This is a genomic window from Lentibacillus juripiscarius (assembly GCF_042685205.1).
GTDB lineage: Bacteria > Bacillota > Bacilli > Bacillales > Amphibacillaceae > Lentibacillus > Lentibacillus juripiscarius.
Window position 1 is genome coordinate 172,384 of record NZ_JBHUNA010000021.1, and the last position, 18,684, is coordinate 191,067.

An 18,684-nucleotide genomic window follows, 5' to 3' on the forward strand; every position below is an offset into this window, starting at 1 on the left:
AGTGGTTGAATATGATAAATTCTGTTCCAGAGCTCAAACCTGCTGCACGTGATATGCATGATCGTCTCCTGGACAAGTTCCGCATAAAAATAACATCTGCACTGAAGACAATGCTGTTCGAAAAAGGCTGGCTGTTCTATATTGTCGGTTTTTTACTTGGACGAGCCATTATATTGTCTGTTGTTTCTCCCTTTGCCATTGCCTTTTTGGCAACTATTTGGTTTATTCAACGGGAAAAGGCGGCAAAGGTTATGTTATTTGCTTTGTGTGGTGCATTAAGCTATTCGCTTGTCCATGGTGCTTTCATTGCATTGGCCACGATTGTGTTCCTTTTCATGGCAGGACTTGTGAAGCAAACGCAAAAACAGCAAGTTCTAATGCCGCTTATTGTGTTCATTTCGACAGCGGCACCAAGAATATTTATTTACTCCATCCGTGATCAGCTGTCATCTTATGAATGGATGCTGCTATTAGTGGAGGGAGTATTGGGTGCTGTCCTAGTATTAATCTTTATGCAAAGCATTCCGCTTTTATCACCACAACGTTATAAACCTGCATTAAAAAATGAGGAAATTGTCTGCATGATTATCCTCATCGCATCAATACTGACCGGAACCATCGGCTGGGAAGTGTATAATGCTTCGATTGAACAGATTTTTTCCCGGTACTTTGTCTTATTGCTTTCCTTTGTTGGTGGGGCAGCAATCGGATCTACTGTTGGTGTCGTGGCAGGGCTCATTCTGTCACTGGCCAATGTTGCGAATCTCTATCAGATGAGTCTGCTCGCTTTTTCCGGGCTGCTTGGCGGACTGCTGAAAGAGGGAGGAAAGCCGGGGGTCAGTGCTGGTCTCTTGGTCGGGACGTTTTTGGTTGCTATTTACGCGGATGTGGCAGCAGTTGTCCCTTCGCTTATGGAAACACTGATGGCTATCATTCTTTTCCTATTGACACCGGCAAGCTTGATCAAAAAGTTGTCCCGTTACATTCCTGGGACGGAGGAATATACGAACGAACAGGAACAATACTTACAGAAGGTACGTAATGTAACAGCCAAGCGCGTGGAACAGTTCTCTGACGTATTTGAGGCACTGTCGAAAAGTTTCTCAGCAGCAGAAGAGAGCAAAGAGGATGACATCGATGACAGGCGGGATACCGATTATTTCCTGAGCCAGGTAACGGAAAAGACGTGTCAATCCTGTTTCATGAAGGAACGGTGCTGGCAGCAGCAGTTCGACAAAACATATACCTTAATGGAACATTTGAAAGATGACCTTGCAGATGGAAAAGAGCCCGATCGCAAATCGATGTATAGCTTTGAGAACCATTGTGTAAAGTCAAAGAAAGTACTTGATGCCATGAAGGAAGAAGCATCATTCTTCGAGGCAAACAAGCAATTGAAAAAACAGGTACTGGAAAGTAAACAGTTTGTCGCCGATCAGCTGCAGGGCGTGTCAGATGTCATGGACGACTTTGCTAATGAAATTCTTAAAGAACGGAAGCATCACGAAAAACAGGAAATGCAGATTATGAATGCATTGCAGAACATGGGTATCGAAGTGGAGAAACTGGATATTTACGGGCTGGAAAAAGGCAACATCGATATCGAAATGACACTGTCGTTTTACGATTACCATGGTGAAGGACCCAAGCTCATTGCTCCAGTTCTGTCAGATATTTTAAATGAGATGATTGTTGTCAAAAAAGAAGAGGTTTCGCCCTTTCCAAATGGGTATTGCCAATTGGTGTTCGGATCGGCCAAGGAATATGTAGTAGAGACAGGCATTGCTAATGCGGCAAAAGGAGGCGGCCTCGTTTCCGGTGACAGTTACCGGACAATTGAACTCGGAGAAGGAAAACACGCCCTTGCAATCAGCGACGGAATGGGTAACGGCCAGCGGGCAAATGAAGAAAGTGAAGAGACGCTGCGGCTTCTCCAGCAAATTTTGCAGACAGGCATTCCTGAAAAAGTGGCCATCAAATCGATTAATTCCATTTTGTCACTCCGGACCCGTGATGAAATGTACGCTACGTTGGATCTGGCTGTCGTTAACCTTCATAATGCATTTGTACGGTTTTTGAAAATCGGTTCAGCCCCAAGTTTTATAAAACGAGGCGAGGAGATTATTAAGGTGGAGTCTAGCAACTTGCCAATGGGAATTATCCAGGAATTTGATGTAGACATTGTCGGAGAGCAGCTGAAATCAGAAGACATCTTGATCATGATGAGTGACGGTATACTGGACGGTCCAAAGCATATTGAAGATACGGATGTGTGGCTGAAACGGAAAATCCGGGAATTGAAAACAGATGATGCACAAGAGATTGCGGATTTATTACTGGAAGAGGTTGTACGTACTAGGTCAGGTGCTATTGAGGATGATATGACAGTTGTCGTTACTAAGGTAGAAAAAAATGCACCGCAATGGGCGTCCATCCCCATTTATTCTGATGTACAAGCACAGTGACGATGTATAAAAAAAGACAGGCCAGTGTTTGCCACAATATTGGCTTCCCTAAGACGTTCTCTTTTGAGGCGCAAACAGGAAAAAGTCATGGCTAATCGCATAGAAATCAGCAATGAAAATAGCAGATGAATTCACAATAGGATTCATTGTTTTTCACAAATGGAATGCGCACTAATTACCGCTACGGAAATACACTTGGGTGCTTGTCGCGTTGCAGGTTTTATCGGTGAAGCATACGCTCCTCGCAACTCGCAGTTTACTCGGTGGATGTCTTGCTCGTCGCTTTCCGTGGGCGGCTGATGAGCCTCCTCATGCTCGTCACGTTGCAAGCTTACTCGGCGAAGCATACGCTCCTCGCAGGTCGCAGATTACTCAGTGAAGTCTTGCTTTGTGCTTGCGCATTGCGGGGTCTCATCTAGGCCTCTGCTCCCACAGGAGTCTCGGCTGAAGCCGTGCCCGCGGAAAGCAACTGCCCGCAGCGGAATCGGGCGGGGCCGTTACTGCACATTTTATATCAACTGCTAGAATCAAAAGGAATATACTTTAAGTAACATGCCATTTAGCACACAAAGCAACAGATTGGGAACGAAAATTCTCAATCTGTTATTTTATGTGCGATTTGCACTAAGATTTATATTGCTAAAAGGATGACCTAATAGTGCGTGTTGTGCCGAGTAATCGCAGACACAGAAGGTCCTCTGTCTTATAACAAATATCGCCTGAGCGAGGGGCCAATGTATATTATTCCCTGTTTGTGTCGATGATGGTAGTGGATTTAACAGGGAGGTATGCCAGGTGAAAAAAGGAACATTGAAACAAATACTGCTGATTACCGACGGCTGTTCCAATAAAGGGGAAGACCCGTCTGTTACGGCAGCATTGGCACAGCAGCAGGGTATTGCTGTTAATGTCATTGGAATCCTTGATGATGATCAGACGGAGGAACCTGAAGGATTTCAAGAGGTGGAAGACATTGCAAATTCCGGCGGTGGTCTCAGTCAGATTGTTTACAAACAGGCATTATCACAGACGGTACAGATGGTGACAAAGCAGGCGATGACACAGACCATACAAGGGTTTGTTAATCAGGAGCTGAAGCAGATTCTCGGACCGGAACAGAATCTGGAGGAGATTGAGCCCGAAAAACGCGGTGAAATTATGGAAGTCGTGGAAGATATGGGTGAGACGTGCGATTTAGAGGTATTAATACTGGTTGATACAAGCGCCAGCATGCATGATAAGCTTCCGACCGTTAAGGAAGCCCTTACCGACTTGTCCATTAGCCTCAATGCCCGGATCGGCCGCAATCGTTTCTCCATTTACCATTTTCCAGGCAAGCGCAAACAAATTCAGAAAGTGTTGGACTGGTCACCGGAACTTGACTCTATTTCTAACGTATTCCCAAAACTGACCAGTGGTGGAATTACTCCGACAGGTCCGGCGATACGGGAAGCAATGTATCAATTTGGGAAGAAAAGCTTGTTAAGGAGCTTGAGGGATGAAGATGAACCAGGCATGGAAGAAGCAGGGCATTAATATACGGCCGGGAACAGTCATAACCGGCAAATGGCACCGAAAACGCTATGTCATCAAACGCAGACTTGGCCAGGGCGCTGTCGGCACTGTCTACCTCTGTGAACAGAACGGTCGCTATGCTGCCTTGAAAATCAGTGAAAATGCTGCATCCATGACGGTAGAAGTAAATGTACTCAAGTCGCTGCAGAAGGTTCAAGGCAATCGTCTTGGACCTTCTTTACTGGATGTGGACGATTGGGAAGCCTCCACGAATGCCAAGTATGCTTTTTATGTTATGGAATACTTGGACGGAGAGTCGCTGCAATCTTTTATCAAACACCAAGGCCAGGAGTGGGCGGGTGTTTTTATGCTGCAGTTGCTTGATGACTTGGAGCATTTGCATAAGGCCGGCTGGGTATTTGGTGATTTCAAGCCGGAAAATCTAATTGTAGTCTCCTCCCCCATCAAAGTTCGCTGGATTGATGTCGGTGGCACGACACAAATAGGCCGAGCCATTAAAGAGTACACGGAGTTTTATGACAGAGGCTACTGGGGACTGGGCTCAAGGCGTGCGGAACCAAGTTATGATTTGTTCGCACTGGCCATGATTTTTTTAACTGTTTATTATCCGAACCGCTTTGAAAAAGGAGCGAATCCGAAAGCAACATTATTTAAAAAGCTGCATGATGTAAAGCAGTTGCGCATCTACCGGCATTGTCTCAAGAAGGCACTCGTCGGACACTATCAGTCGAGCGCCGAGATGAGAAATGAACTGCTGGAGGCAATTAATAGTGCAAATAATCGGCGGGATACTAGAACAAAGTCTGTTGCTGCCTCGAACCGCATGGTGTTTAAAGAGGGGAGCGGCATTATATTGCTTGCGTTATTTTATTACTTGTCGTCGCTTCTTTTACCGTAATAGGGTCGGCCGCAGTGATTTCTCAGATGGCTGGTTTGTGGTAGGATAAGGAAAAGGAGCCGCATGTGTCGGAATGGCAGCGGACATTTTTGCGTTTGCAGTGAAAAGACTGTAAACGGACAGGAGATGGAATGGGATTGGAAGCGAACATCCGTTCATTCATTAAAAAAAACGAACTGCTGAAAAAAGGTGCGACTGTTTTGGTTGGTGTTTCCGGCGGTCCGGATTCGATGGCACTGCTGCACTTTCTCTGGAGGATAAGCGGTGCATGGAACCTAAGGCTTGTCGCTGTAACTGCTGATCATCAGTTGAGGGGGGACGAATCCCAGGAGGACCTTACATATGTAAAACGTGTCTGTGCTAACTGGGGAATCGAATTTTCAGGGGCTTCATTGGATGTTCCAGCCCACAAGAAAGAGGAGAAACTGGGAACACAGGTGGCAGCACGGAACCTGCGCTATGCATTTTTCGAAAGAGAGATGGAGAAGTTTCAGGCGGATTATCTGGCACTTGGCCACCATGGTGATGACCAGGCGGAAACGATGCTGATGGGACTGGTTCACTCAGCCAGTGTCCAATCGCTGGCAGGGATACCAATAATGCGGCCGTTTGCCACGGGCCGTATCGTGAGGCCGTTATTATGTGTGACGAAAGAAGCAATTGAACACTATTGCCTGGAGTGGGGGATTACACCGAGACGTGATCCATCCAATCACGATGATACCTATACCCGGAATTATTACCGCAGCCATGTACTCCCGCTACTAAAAGCCCAAAACAGTAATCTGCATAGAACGATACAGCACCTGAGTGAGTCACTGCAGGAAGATGATGCATTCCTGATGGCCGAGGCGAAAAAAATATTTGAAGAAGTAGCTGTAATCAATGAGGAGAAACAATCCTTATCTTTTTCAATTTCTTCCTTACATAACTATTCCCGTTCTTTACAAAGGCGTTTCTTTCATCTAATATTAAATTATCTGTATGAAGAGCAGCCGGAAAAGTTATCTTATGTTCATGAAGATCAGTTTTTTGCATTACTGACGGAAGATACCGGTAATGCAAGGCTTGACTTTCCGCAACAGCTGAAAGTGGAACGAAATTACCGGACCATGTTATTTTATTTTGTGGACGAGCAGTTACAGCCATACCACCAGATATTGGATGTGCCGGGGGAGTTGGAGCTGCCAAATAGCCTGTGTTTTACGGCATATTATACAGACTCCCCGGGAACAAAAGGAGAGGCTATTTATGCTTGTCGTGCGGCAAATGTCGCCTTGCCTTTACATATACGAACTCGGCAGGCAGGTGACCGGATGCGCTGGAGCGGACTGAATGGAAGCAAAAAGCTGAAAGATATTTTTATCGATGCGAAAATTCCATTAAATGAAAGGGATACATGGCCGGTCCTAGCTGATAATAATGGTAACGTGCTCTGGCTGGCTGGTTTGAAAAAAGGGCTTCCGCCAGGGCAAACGGAAGAGGGGCCATTTATTCAGCTGACATGCGAAAAACGGGAGCAATAGGAGGAGCAGCATGCATAACGATATTGAAAAGATCTTGATTACGGAAGAAGAAATTGCCGCTAAGTGTGCGGAACTTGGAGACCAGCTGACAAAGGAATATGAAGGGAAATTTCCGCTGGCAGTCGGTGTACTGAAAGGTGCTATGCCGTTTATGGCAGATGTTCTGCGGTATATCCATCCATACCTCGAAATGGATTTCATGGATGTATCAAGCTACGACGGCCAGACGCAGTCATCCGGCGAGGTAAAAATTGTAAAGGACTTGGATACGAAAGTGGAGGGCCGTGACTTACTGATTATTGAAGATATCATTGACAGTGGCCTTACGTTGAGCTACCTCGTTGACTTATTCAAGTACCGGAAAGCGAACTCTATTAAAATTGTCACGCTGCTGGATAAGCCATCCGGGCGTACCTCCCATATTAAAGCTGACATTGCTGGGTTTGAGGTTCCAAACGAGTTTGTGGTCGGGTATGGCCTTGATTATGAAGAGAAATACCGTAACCTGCCATATATCGGTGTGCTGAAACCGGAGATTTATGGCGGAAAATAGTTGTGATGGATTTGAATGAAAAGGCATAGAAATCCTTGTAGGAACGGGGCTGCAGGAAGAGTTGCATCTGCTGCCGGGATAAGTAATATTAGTTGTGCGGACACTTTTCTGTATGATACTATTGGTTGTAGTTTTCCCGCTTGGGAGGAGGTAAGGAATGAACCGGATATTTCGTAATGTCATCTTTTACTTATTAATATTCTTAGTCGTCATAGGCGTCATAGGAGTATTCAACGGACCGAATGAACAAAGAGAAGAATTCAATGTACAGGAATTCATGAATGCGTTAAATAATGGCGAAATCGATAAAATGACGATGCAGCCAGCAAATGGAATCATGCGCATTACCGGCGAAACGGGTGATGAGCAATTTGTTGCGCAGGTTCCGGATAATACCAATATCATTTCTGAGATTACACAGCAGGCAACAAAGCAAAGCTCGCTGAAAGTAAAAGAAGAGGAACAACCAAGCGGCTGGGTAACCTTTTTGACAACAATCATTCCATTTCTGATATTGGGACTGTTTTTCTTCTTTATCCTAAGTCAGGCACAAGGCGGCGGTGGCGGTCGCGGCGTTATGAACTTTGGCAAGAATAAGGCCAAAATGGTCAGTGAAGATAATAAAAAAGTTCGATTTAAAGATGTCGCCGGGGCAGACGAGGAAAAACAGGAACTCGTTGAAGTTGTTGATTTTCTAAAGGATCCCCGCAAATTTTCGTCAGTCGGGGCAAAAATCCCTAAAGGGGTACTACTCGTAGGACCTCCGGGAACAGGTAAAACATTGCTGGCCCGTGCTGTTGCAGGGGAAGCAGGCACACCGTTCTTCTCCATAAGTGGTTCAGACTTTGTGGAGATGTTTGTAGGTGTCGGTGCATCACGTGTACGTGACTTATTTGAAAATGCCAAGAAAAATGCGCCATGTATTATATTTATAGATGAAATTGATGCTGTCGGACGTCAGCGCGGTGCAGGTCTTGGCGGCGGCCATGATGAACGTGAACAGACATTGAACCAATTGCTCGTTGAAATGGATGGATTTGGTGTTAATGAAGGGATCATTATCATTGCTGCAACGAACCGTCCGGATATTCTCGATCCGGCGCTATTGCGTCCTGGGCGCTTTGACCGTCAGATTACGGTTAACCGTCCGGATGTCAAAGGTCGTGAAGAAGTACTGGAAGTACATGCACGGAATAAACCATTTGATGATACAGTTGATCTCGAGACGATTGCGAGGCGCACGCCGGGATTCTCGGGTGCCGATCTGGAGAACCTTCTGAATGAAGCGGCACTTGTTGCAGCGCGCTTCGATAAAGATAAAATCGGCATGGAAGATGTAGACGAAGCCATTGATCGAGTTATTGTGGGCCCTTCCAAGAAGAGCAAAGTCATTTCCAAGAAGGAGCGCGACATTGTTGCCCACCATGAAAGCGGGCATACCATTGTCGGCTTGGTCCTGGAGAATGCGGATGAAGTTCATAAAGTGACGATTGTGCCGCGCGGTCAGGCAGGCGGTTATGCCATTCAGTTGCCAAAAGAAGACCGGTCTTTCATAACCAAACCGGAACTTTTCGATAAAATTACCGGATTATTGGGCGGTCGGGTCGCTGAAGAAGTGATGTTTGGTGAAGTGAGTACAGGAGCCCACAATGACTTCCAGCAGGCTACCAACATTGCCCACAAAATGATTACGGAGTATGGCATGAGTGATAAAATCGGACCGCTGCAGTTTACAAGCGGCGGCGGGGAAGTTTTTCTTGGCCGTGACATACAAAACGATCAAAACTACAGTGATGCAATTGCACATGAAATTGATAAAGAAATGCAAAACTTTATTAATTACTGCTATGAACGTGCCAAAACCATTCTTACCGAAAATAAAGATAAGCTGGAACTGATGGCACAAACATTGCTGGAAGTGGAAACACTTGATAAAAGACAAATTAAATCACTGTTTGAGGACGGTGTTTTGCCGGAGCCTGAAATAAAAGACGAAAAGGGTTCGGATGTGAAAGTAAACATCCATTCTAAAGATGGTGATGAATCAACTCCGGAAACGTATGAGGAAGCGAAGCAGAAGGCAGAAGAAAAGCATCAGGGAAACTACGAAGAAGATACAAATGATACTGACGATTCCTCAACGGATTCAGACGAGAAAAAGGAATAAAAACGCTACAGCCTCTCATCGTTATGGGAGGCTGTATTTATTTTAACGACAGAAAGTATTGTGGCATTTGCTAAAAGACGGGGCAAATGCCGAGTTTTTCTAATAAAGGCGAGGTTTTTCCTTAATGACACAGTATAGATTTATGATATAGTAAAAAGATAGAAAAAGGTCTATAGGAAGGTTTGGTCGTAAATGTTATTTGTACTCGACGCCGGTAATACAAACACCGTGCTTGGTGTATTTGATGGAGATACATTGATTTACGAATGGCGCATTAAAACTGATCGCCATAAAACAGAAGATGAATATGCCATGTTAATCAAATCATTGCTGGAACATAAAAATATTGCATTATCAGACATCAGCGGGATTGCCATCTCCTCTGTCGTTCCGCCCATTATGTTTGCATTAGAGAAAATGTGCACAAAATATTTTCACATAGAGCCAATGATTATCAGCAGTGCATCAGCCCATAAATTTTTAAAGATGTCCTATCCCAATCCCGAAGAAATTGGTGCTGACCGCATTGTCAATGCTGTCGGTGCAATTGAAGATTATGGTGCGCCACTGATCATTATTGATTTCGGTACCGCTACAACATATTGCTGTATTAACAGTGATGCGGCATATCATGGCGGCCTGATTGTGCCTGGGATCCAGATTTCACTGGAGGCTTTGTACCAAAAGGCATCCAAGCTTCCGAAGATAGAGATTCAGGAACCGGAAAAAGTGATTGGCCGTTCAACAGTCGATGCAATGAAATCTGGAGTTTTTTATGGGTATGTGGCACAGGTTGACGGGATCGTAAACAGAATGAAGCGGGAAATGGATACAGCCCCGGCCATCGTTGCAACTGGTGGTCTTGCTCCGTTAATCGCCAACAAGTCCGAAACAATTGATCATGCGGACAAGCATCTGACGCTGAAAGGTCTGTATAAGTTGTATTATTCAAGCAATCGGCGTTCGTATTAAAAGTGTGACAGAAAAGGGGATGAATACCTAATGAAAGACTATATAGTAAAGTCAACAGTATATAATGGCATGATTCGTGCGTATGCGATCAGCACAACCAATACGGTCAAAGAGGCGCAGGTCAGGCAGGACACTTGGGCGACGGCATCGGCCGCACTTGGCCGAACTATTACCATTAGTGCAATGATGGGCGCAATGCTGAAAGGTGACGATTCACTGACTGTGAAGGTGGAAGGCAATGGCCCAATCGGCGCTATTGTTGCTGACAGCGATGCCACAGGTGATGTACGCGGGTATGTAACGAACCCACACGTGGATTTTGACCTGAATAACCAGGGGAAACTGGATGTTGCCCGCGCCGTTGGGGAAGGTAACATTAGTGTTGTGAAGGATCTGGGTTTGAAAGATTACTTCACCGGTCATGTACCGATTGTGTCAGGTGAAATAGGAGAAGATTTCACGTATTACTTTGCCAATTCGGAACAAATTCCTTCTGCAGTAGGTGCAGGTGTCCTTGTTAATCCTGATCATAGCATCCTCGCATCCGGCGGTTTTATTGTTCAGGTGATGCCTGGTGCAGATGATGCAGTTATTGCGCGTGTCGAGGAGAGAATCGGGGCTATGCCTCCAATTTCCCAGTTAATTAGAGAAGGTGTGTCACCTGAGGGAATATTGGAACGTCTCTTTCAGGAAGACGACGTGAAAATTCAAGGACGCCTGCCGGTCCGGTTTCAGTGCAAATGCTCAAGGGAACGGCTGCAGCAGGCGCTGATTGGATTAGGGAAAGAAGAAATTCAAAGCATGATTGAGGAAGACCACGGTGCAGAAGCAACATGCCATTTCTGCAATGAAGTCTACCGGTTTAATGAAGAAGAGTTGAGTGAACTTAAAATGCGTGTTCAAAAAGGAGGATAAAAAGGACCGAGAATTTCAAGGCGGCGTCGTTTCGAGCAGAAGTAAAGCTACCCTGAACCGCTTCGCACGCTGGGAAAGTGTTCTTCTTTCCCAAGGAGTGGAATGTATGTATTTAGATACATGAGCACAAGGAATGCTTCCCTGAACCGGCATCGCACGCAGGAAAAGCGTATTTCTTTTCCAAGGAGCGGAGAAACAAGCCAACGAAGAAATTCGATGTGTCATTTTTACCGGACTTTTTGAACTACTTCTTAAAAAGAGTCAGCCCAGACATAAAGCGGAAAGGAGTTACCCATGAACAGGAAACTTCTTTGGGGAGTTGTGGCGGTGCTGCTTATCACAAACATAACAACCCTCCTGTTTTGGAGCCAGCAAAAGCAAATCAAGCTGGAAAGTGGCACAGCTATCGATCAGTCGGAGCCTGCCGCTGTAATTGGTGATAGGGAAATCTCCTACGATGAATGGATGACATCACTAAGGGAAAATCAAGGGAAGGCACAACTGGAAACGATGATTGATTATGAGGTTGTCCGCCAGCTGGCAAAAGAGCTTGGTGTTAGTGTGAGCGAAAAGGTCATTGCCCGGGAAATAGCACTGCTGACGACCACACAAGGCGTTATGACAGAAAAAATAACCAAGAAAAATGAAAAAAAGTGGCGTGAGGATATTTTATATCGCTATCGGCTGGAAGCTCTTCTGACAGCCGATGTACATATACCCGAAGACCGCGTGAAAACATATTATGACAAGTATCAGAACCAATATGATTTCAAAGCGTCCACTCAGCTTTCCCATATTGTCGTACCTGATAGAAAAACAGCTGAAAAGGTACGAAAGAAGCTAGCGGGTGGTTCCGAATTTGGCAAGCTTGCACGGAAGTATTCAATGGATGAAGATACAAAACAAGACGGCGGCTACTTAGGTTTTTTCGTCAATTCAAGCCGGTCCTTCCCTGCCTCTTATATGACAGCTTCCACGGATATGGAGGAGCGTACATACAGTGAACCAATCAGGCGCGATAATGGTTTTGCAATCATCTTTGTTCACCGAAAACTTTCTGCTATAGAATTCACTTATGATGAAATGAAACCCTATGTAAAAAGGGAGCTGGCTATGGATAAATTGGACCAGTCATTATCCGCTGCATCGCTTTGGAGTGAATTAGATGTGGAATGGGTATACGGTGATGAATGATAGTGTTTTCGTTGACAATTTTTCGGCTACAGCATATAGTTGTGATATATAAATCCTATAAAATTACTAGGAATTAGGAGGGGTCCACATGCGAGTCGCTGATAATATTGCAGGTCTGATAGGGGAGACGCCTATTGTAAAGCTGAACCGTTCTATTGAGGATGACAGTGCTGATGTTTATTTGAAACTGGAATTCATGAACCCTGGCAGCTCTGTGAAGGATCGGATTGCCTTATCTATGATTGAGGCAGCTGAAAAAAGTGGGGAACTGAAAGAGGGGGACACTATCGTTGAGCCGACGAGCGGGAATACCGGAATCGGGCTGGCGATGGTCGCTGCAGCGAAAGGCTATAAAGCTGTATTGGTCATGCCTGACACGATGAGCCAGGAGCGACGCAATCTGCTGCGCGCCTATGGGGCTGAGCTTGTGCTGACACCTGGTGCAGATGCGATGAAGGGTGCGATTAAAAAAGCGGAAGAACTTAAAGAAGAACATGGCTATTTCATGCCACAACAATTTAGCAACGAAGCGAACCCGGAAGTGCATGCACGCACAACAGGGAATGAAATTGTCAAACAGATGAGCGATGGTCTTGATGCGTTTATTTCCGGTATTGGCACTGGAGGAACAGTGACTGGAGCCGGGAAAGTACTGAAAAAGCACTTTGAAGGAATTCAAATTTATGCCGTTGAGCCGGAAGATTCAGCCGTGCTGTCCGGTGACACACCAGGGCCGCATAAAATTCAGGGACTTGGTGCAGGCTTTGTGCCGGAAACTCTGGATACATCCATTTACGACGAAGTTATTCGGATCTCCAATGAAGAATCATTTGAAACATCACGTGAAGTTGCCCGATTGGAAGGCGTACTTGGCGGAATTTCATCGGGTGCTGCCGTCGCCGCGGCTAAAAAGGTTGCCAAAACGCTTGGCAAAGGGAAAAAGGTGCTCGCGATCATACCAGATAATGGCGAGCGGTACTTATCCACTCCACTGTATCAATATGATGACTGATGGGAAAAGCTAGTCGAAACCGGTGCCGTTTATGGTACCGGTTCTTTTTGTGACGTCAGAAAGTATAAATTATGGATGAACTTATAAGCAAAACTTCGGCATTTGCTAAAAGACGAGGCAGATGCCGAGTCTTTCTAATTAAATGACTGGGAAATCAGCTGCGGCTTTGATGGTGCCTGCTTCCGCTTTTTTTTAGGCTGTGATAGGATGGTAGTGACATAATCTGATCGATGAAAGAAGGGTACAGGATGAAACTGAAAACAAAAATAAATACATACGATTTGTCTGAACGCACCCATATTATGGGTATATTAAATGTAACCCCTGATTCTTTTTCGGATGGTGGAAATTACACATCGGCTGATGAAGTTATTGAACAAGCTGTTCAGATGGAAAAACAGGGAGCGGATATCATTGATATCGGCGGAGAATCGACACGCCCGGATCATGAGTCGGTATCGCTGGAGGAAGAGCTTCAGCGGGTGATTCCCATGATTCGTGCTGTTAAAGATTATGTTACGATTCCGATATCCATTGATACATATAAAGCGGAAACAGCCCGTCAGGCATTGGAAGCAGGTGCTGATATCATTAACGATGTCTGGGGTGCAAAAAAAGAGCCTGCCATTGCACAGGTAGCGGCAGCGCATAACGCACCGATTATTTTGATGCACAACCGGACGAACAAGAATTATACGTCGATTATAGATGATATGAAACACGATTTGCAGGAAAGTATTGATATTGCTCTTGACGCTGGTGTTGTTCCGGAAAACATTATTCTGGATCCCGGTGTGGGTTTTGCAAAGACGCCACAGGATAATCTGATGGTCATGAATCAGCTAGAGGCATTTACGGACCTCGGCTACCCGCTGCTCCTTGGCACATCGCGTAAATCATTTATCGGAAGGATTCTGGATTTGCCCGCACCTGAACGGGATAACGGAACTGGAGCAACTACCTGTCTGGGAATTGAGAAAGGGGCACAAATTGTCCGTGTTCACAATGTACCTTTGCATGTGGAACTGGCAAAAATGATGGATGCCATGCTTTTTAAACAAGGAGTGGGAAGCAATGGATAAAATTTTGTTGAACGGGATGGCGTTTTACGGCTATCATGGCCTCTTTGAGGAAGAGAAAAAGCTTGGCCAGCGATTTTCTGTAGATGCGGAGCTTAAGTTTAGTCTGAAAAAGCCAGGCAAGTCAGATGATATGAACGATTCCATTGATTACGGGGATGCTTACGAGCTTGTGAAAGAAGTTATGGAAGGCAAGCCGGTGAACTTGCTTGAGGCGCTGGCTGAAACAATTTCAGAACGATTGTTTCAGTCATATTCCATACTGGAGGCTTGCCGCATTCGCATCACCAAGCCAGATCCGCCAATACCGGGGCACTACCGGTCAGTAGCGGCAGAAATTTTTCGGGAGCGAAACGAATGATGGAAACAGTATATCTTGCATTAGGGTCAAACATTGAACCAAGGGAAGACTATCTGAAAAGGGCAGTGCATTTATTGGAGGACGATCCCCGGCTGACTGTCATCAAATCATCATCCATTTATCAGACGGCACCGGTCGGGTATACGGAACAGGCTGACTTTTTGAACATGGTGCTAAAGGCAGAGACCTCGCTTTCTCCGTTGGCATTATTGGATGTCTGTCAGCAAATTGAAAAGAAGCTGGGAAGAGAGCGGGAGTTCCGATTTGGCCCCCGCACACTTGACCTTGACATTTTAGTTTATAATCAAGAAAATAGACAAACAGAACAATTGACCCTTCCGCATCCACGTATGCATGAACGGGCATTTGTACTTATCCCGCTGGGCGAAATCGCACCTGACTTGACATTGCCCCCAGCGGATAAACCAATTTCCGATTATATAGATGCACTTTCCGAAAGAGACATAAAGGATGTAACACGATGGACAGAGAGAGGGTCGGCAGAAGAATAAAAGCGTTTCGTAAATTAAAAGGGTACACGCAGGCGGAACTGGCTCAGGAATTGAATCTTCCTATCATCACCCTTGGTAAATTGGAACGGGGGCAGACAGAGCCCTCGGAGGAACGATTGGATCAAATAGCCAGGCATCTGCAAATACCTAGGCAGGAACTGATAAACAGCAGCAATGGTGAGAAGGAGGATTAACCAATGTTTACGATCGGTGATATTACCATTCCAAACGTGTTGTTCTGGCACCGATGGCTGGTGTTTCGAACTCCGCTTTCCGCCTGATTAGTCAAAGAATTTGGAGCAGGGCTCGTCTGCGCGGAAATGGTCAGTGACAAAGGCATTAACAATAAAAATGATAAATCCATGAACATGCTTTATATAGATGAAGGCGAAATGCCAATGAGTCTGCAGATCTTTGGCGGTGAAAAGGATTCATTGGTCAAAGCGGCCCATTATGTTGATCAGAATACCAATGCCAGCATTATTGATATCAATATGGGCTGTCCTGCACCGAAAATCACGAAATGTGATGCGGGTTCCAGATGGCTGCTCGATCCGGAGAAAATCCATGAAATGGTGACAGCAGTCGTTAATAATGTTGATAAACCTGTCACTGTTAAGATGCGCTCCGGCTGGGACGACGATCATATCTATGCAATTGAAAATGCTAAAGCAATTGAAGTTGCTGGTGCCAAAGCAGTTGCACTGCACGGCAGGACAAGGTTGCAAATGTATGAGGGAACTGCAGACTGGGAAATTGTCAAGAAGGTAAAGCAGGCTGTCGATATACCGGTTATTGGCAACGGCGACATCGACAGTCCGCAGGCAGCAAAACAGCAGCTGGACGAAACAGGTGTAGACGCCGTTATGATAGGACGTGCTGCTCTGGGTAATCCATGGATTATTTACCAGATAGCCCAATATTTAGAAACTGGCGAATTGATTTCCAGCCCATCTCCAAGAGAAAAAATTATGCTGCACATGGAGCGCCTTATCAAACTGAAGGGCGAAAAAATTGCAGTAATGGAGATGCGCAAACATGCAGCATGGTACTTGAAAGGCCTGCGTGGCGGTGGAAAAGTACGTCGTAAAGTTAATGAAACAACGACAAAAAAAGAATTGACCGACCTACTGTACACATTTGCGGAAGAACTTGAGGGTTCTGAGAGCGCATCCTAATGCGGCTGTTGTAATGACTGGGTTTGAGTGCGGCTTGACGGATCCGTGCAGTTGCAGCGCAGTGCAGAACCCTGGGGATGAAAGTCGACTGGTTTTCTTTTATACTATACGTTAGAAAAATACAGGATTGATCGGGATCCCGATTAATAACCAATGTTGGAGTGATAATCGTGTCAGAAGAATTAAATGATCATATGCGGGCCAGGCGGGAGAAACTTGCCATGTACCAGGAGAAGAATGTCGATCCCTTTGGCGGTAAGTTTAACCGGACACATTTGGCAGACGACTTGTTTGCAAGTTATGACCAATATTCCAAAGAGGAATTGGAAGAAAAGCCGGATGAAGTAACCATCGCAGGCCGGGTAATGACGAAACGTGGGAAAGGGAAAGCCGGTTTTGCCCATGTGCAGGATCTCAGCGGCCAAATTCAGATTTATGTCCGCAAAGACACAGTTGGCGAAGATGCATACGAAATCTTTCAGTCCGCTGATATGGGCGATATTGTCGGCGTGACAGGCACTATGTTCCGGACGAAAGTAGGCGAACTGTCCGTGAAAGCAGCGGAGTTTACTTTGCTGACTAAATCATTGCGTCCGCTTCCTGAAAAATATCACGGACTAAAGGATGTTGAGCAGCGTTACCGCCAGCGCTATTTGGATCTTATAACCAATCCAGACAGTAAAGAAACGTTCATCCTGCGCAGTAAAATTATACGTTCGATGCGCAGTTTCCTCGATGGACAAGGGTTTCTGGAAGTGGAAACACCAATGATGCACGGAATTCCAGGTGGGGCCTCCGCTCGTCCGTTTGTTACCCATCACAATGCATTGGATATCCCGTTGTACATGCGGATTGCGATTGAATTGCATCTGAAACGGCTGATTGTCGGCGGTTTGGAAAAAGTTTATGAAATTGGACGTGTATTTCGTAATGAAGGTGTCTCCACACGGCACAATCCAGAATTTACGATGATGGAACTGTACGAAGCATATGCTGATTTTCATGATGTTATGACCCTGACAGAAAATCTAATCGCCCACATAGCCGAGGATGTTCTCTCCGATGCAACCGTAACGTATGACGATTATGAAATCAGTCTGGCACCGGGTTGGAAACGACTGCATATCGTCGATGCGATAAAGGAATATACAGGCGTTGATTTCTGGTCACAAATGAGTGATGACGAAGCGAAAAGACTTGCTGCCGAACATGGTGTTCAAGTCCAGGACAATATGACATACGGGCACATTGTCAACGAATTCTTTGAACAAAAGGTTGAAGAGAATCTAATTCAGCCTACCTTTATTTACGGGCATCCAGTGGAAATTTCTCCGCTCGCTAAACGTAACGCGGAGGATGAGCGGTTTACAGACCGGTTTGAGCTGTTCATTGTTGGACGTGAGCATGCAAATGCTTTTAGCGAATTAAACGACCCGATTGATCAGCGCGAACGGTTTGAGGCGCAAGTAAAAGAACGGGACGAAGGGAACGATGAAGCTCATTTAATGGATGAAGACTTCCTGGAAGCACTCGAGTATGGAATGCCTCCAACAGGCGGATTGGGTATAGGAATTGATCGTCTGGTAATGCTATTAACCAATTCTCCATCCATTAGAGATGTTCTGTTATTCCCGCAAATGCGGAATAAATAGTCTTAAAGTGCGTGTTCAAGAAGGAGGATAAAAAGGATTGGCAGGCTAAGTTTGTGACGCCGATCGCCTTTACCGGACTTTTTGAACAATCACTCAAAGGATGAGGATCAAAGTGCGGGGCTTGGAAAAAGGCCCCGTACTGAGGATTCCGTGGTGATGAACGGATAGAAGGAAGAACGTGGGCAATTTTGTTGTCTGCGATGGAGCGAATTAATTAATCGCGAACCTGACAACGAACCAATCCTTTATCTTTTGCTGTTAGTGACTCAAATATGTGTGCATGGCAGGTGGGGTACCCGGCTGAACAGATGGATAAAAAAACCATTTAATTTTTATTTATTTACTATTGATTCCGGATGGCAAACATGATAAATTATTAAATGTCGCGCCAACAGATGCGGCCAAAAACGAAAGCAGCAAACGAAATAAAAAAGTTGTTGACTTCGATTTTGAAAGATGGTATATTAATAAAGTCGCTTTTTCAGCGAAGCACAACCGCACAGGCATAAAACAATTCAATAAAAATAATTGTTGACATTAAGTTGGCTGCCTGATATAATGAAAAAGTTGGCTTGGACAAAGCCATTATGACTCGCTCTTTGAAAACTGAACAAAACAGCCAGTATGACAAAACAGATGTCAAAGGTTGGAAATCAGATGCTTT

General features: G+C 45.3%; 15 protein-coding genes and 1 pseudogene. All 16 read left to right on the forward strand.

The features are described from left to right. Positions 1-11 precede the first annotated feature (11 nt). Entirely contained in the window at positions 12-2,465 is a 2,454-nt protein-coding gene (gene spoIIE / locus ACFSUO_RS10690; protein WP_382393877.1) for a stage II sporulation protein E, read from the forward strand. Between the two features lie 795 nt (positions 2,466-3,260). Continuing rightward, a complete protein-coding gene (locus tag ACFSUO_RS10695) occupies positions 3,261-4,001 on the forward strand; it encodes a hypothetical protein (RefSeq protein WP_382393879.1) in 741 nt (246 codons plus the stop codon). Further along, positions 3,964-4,899, forward strand: a complete 936-nt coding sequence (locus ACFSUO_RS10700) for a serine/threonine protein kinase (protein WP_382393881.1) — start codon at positions 3,964-3,966, stop codon at positions 4,897-4,899. The genes ACFSUO_RS10695 and ACFSUO_RS10700 overlap by 38 nt, the downstream gene beginning before the upstream one ends. A gap of 137 nt (positions 4,900-5,036) precedes the next feature. Continuing rightward, a complete protein-coding gene (gene tilS / locus ACFSUO_RS10705) occupies positions 5,037-6,425 on the forward strand; it encodes a tRNA lysidine(34) synthetase TilS (RefSeq protein ID WP_382393883.1) in 1,389 nt (462 codons plus the stop codon). 10 nt (positions 6,426-6,435) lie between these two features. Further along, positions 6,436-6,978: a hypoxanthine phosphoribosyltransferase gene (gene hpt / locus ACFSUO_RS10710; protein WP_382393885.1), complete on the forward strand. Its 543-nt coding sequence runs from the start codon at positions 6,436-6,438 to the stop codon at positions 6,976-6,978. Positions 6,979-7,135: 157 nt separating this feature from the next. After that, a complete protein-coding gene (gene ftsH / locus ACFSUO_RS10715; RefSeq protein ID WP_382393887.1) occupies positions 7,136-9,145 on the forward strand; it encodes an ATP-dependent zinc metalloprotease FtsH in 2,010 nt (669 codons plus the stop codon). A 192-nt stretch (positions 9,146-9,337) separates the two neighbouring features. Further along, complete coding sequence (locus ACFSUO_RS10720; RefSeq protein WP_382393889.1) at positions 9,338-10,117, forward strand: type III pantothenate kinase; 780 nt, start codon at positions 9,338-9,340, stop codon at positions 10,115-10,117. A gap of 30 nt (positions 10,118-10,147) precedes the next feature. Further along, positions 10,148-11,032 carry an Hsp33 family molecular chaperone HslO gene (gene hslO, locus ACFSUO_RS10725; protein ID WP_382393891.1) on the forward strand — a complete coding sequence of 295 codons (885 nt, stop codon included), beginning with the start codon at positions 10,148-10,150 and terminating at the stop codon, positions 11,030-11,032. Positions 11,033-11,326: 294 nt separating this feature from the next. Continuing rightward, positions 11,327-12,226 (forward strand): peptidylprolyl isomerase, encoded by a 900-nt coding sequence (locus tag ACFSUO_RS10730; RefSeq protein ID WP_382393893.1) that lies wholly within the window; start codon positions 11,327-11,329, stop codon positions 12,224-12,226. An 88-nt stretch (positions 12,227-12,314) separates the two neighbouring features. Beyond that, positions 12,315-13,238, forward strand: coding sequence for a cysteine synthase A (gene cysK / locus ACFSUO_RS10735; protein ID WP_382393895.1), 924 nt, complete (start codon positions 12,315-12,317; stop codon positions 13,236-13,238). A 248-nt stretch (positions 13,239-13,486) separates the two neighbouring features. Next, positions 13,487-14,320, forward strand: a complete 834-nt coding sequence (folP, locus tag ACFSUO_RS10740; protein WP_382393897.1) for a dihydropteroate synthase — start codon at positions 13,487-13,489, stop codon at positions 14,318-14,320. Continuing rightward, positions 14,313-14,678: a dihydroneopterin aldolase gene (gene folB, locus ACFSUO_RS10745; protein ID WP_382393899.1), complete on the forward strand. Its 366-nt coding sequence runs from the start codon at positions 14,313-14,315 to the stop codon at positions 14,676-14,678. The genes folP and folB overlap by 8 nt, the downstream gene beginning before the upstream one ends. Further along, a complete protein-coding gene (gene folK / locus ACFSUO_RS10750; protein WP_382393919.1) occupies positions 14,678-15,190 on the forward strand; it encodes a 2-amino-4-hydroxy-6-hydroxymethyldihydropteridine diphosphokinase in 513 nt (170 codons plus the stop codon). The genes folB and folK overlap by 1 nt, the downstream gene beginning before the upstream one ends. Further along, the gene (locus ACFSUO_RS10755; RefSeq protein WP_382393901.1) at positions 15,160-15,384 is read left to right on the forward strand and encodes a helix-turn-helix domain-containing protein; all 225 of its coding nucleotides are present in this window, start codon (positions 15,160-15,162) and stop codon (positions 15,382-15,384) included. The genes folK and ACFSUO_RS10755 overlap by 31 nt, the downstream gene beginning before the upstream one ends. Before the next feature lie 3 nt (positions 15,385-15,387). Then, positions 15,388-16,368: pseudogene (gene dusB / locus ACFSUO_RS10760) on the forward strand (tRNA dihydrouridine synthase DusB). 170 nt (positions 16,369-16,538) lie between these two features. After that, a complete protein-coding gene (gene lysS, locus ACFSUO_RS10765) occupies positions 16,539-18,020 on the forward strand; it encodes a lysine--tRNA ligase (protein ID WP_382393903.1) in 1,482 nt (493 codons plus the stop codon). The last annotated feature ends 664 nt before the right edge of the window (positions 18,021-18,684 follow it).

Coding starts and splice junctions, on each gene's coding strand:
- spoIIE (WP_382393877.1), top strand. CDS start 12: ATGATAAATTCTGTTCCAGAGCTCAAACCTGCTGCACGTGATATGCAT.
- ACFSUO_RS10700 (WP_382393881.1), top strand. CDS start 3,964: ATGAAGATGAACCAGGCATGGAAGAAGCAGGGCATTAATATACGGCCG.
- hpt (WP_382393885.1), top strand. CDS start 6,436: ATGCATAACGATATTGAAAAGATCTTGATTACGGAAGAAGAAATTGCC.
- ftsH (WP_382393887.1), top strand. CDS start 7,136: ATGAACCGGATATTTCGTAATGTCATCTTTTACTTATTAATATTCTTA.
- ACFSUO_RS10720 (WP_382393889.1), top strand. CDS start 9,338: ATGTTATTTGTACTCGACGCCGGTAATACAAACACCGTGCTTGGTGTA.
- hslO (WP_382393891.1), top strand. CDS start 10,148: ATGAAAGACTATATAGTAAAGTCAACAGTATATAATGGCATGATTCGT.
- ACFSUO_RS10730 (WP_382393893.1), top strand. CDS start 11,327: ATGAACAGGAAACTTCTTTGGGGAGTTGTGGCGGTGCTGCTTATCACA.
- cysK (WP_382393895.1), top strand. CDS start 12,315: ATGCGAGTCGCTGATAATATTGCAGGTCTGATAGGGGAGACGCCTATT.
- folP (WP_382393897.1), top strand. CDS start 13,487: ATGAAACTGAAAACAAAAATAAATACATACGATTTGTCTGAACGCACC.
- folB (WP_382393899.1), top strand. CDS start 14,313: ATGGATAAAATTTTGTTGAACGGGATGGCGTTTTACGGCTATCATGGC.
- folK (WP_382393919.1), top strand. CDS start 14,678: ATGGAAACAGTATATCTTGCATTAGGGTCAAACATTGAACCAAGGGAA.
- ACFSUO_RS10755 (WP_382393901.1), top strand. CDS start 15,160: ATGGACAGAGAGAGGGTCGGCAGAAGAATAAAAGCGTTTCGTAAATTA.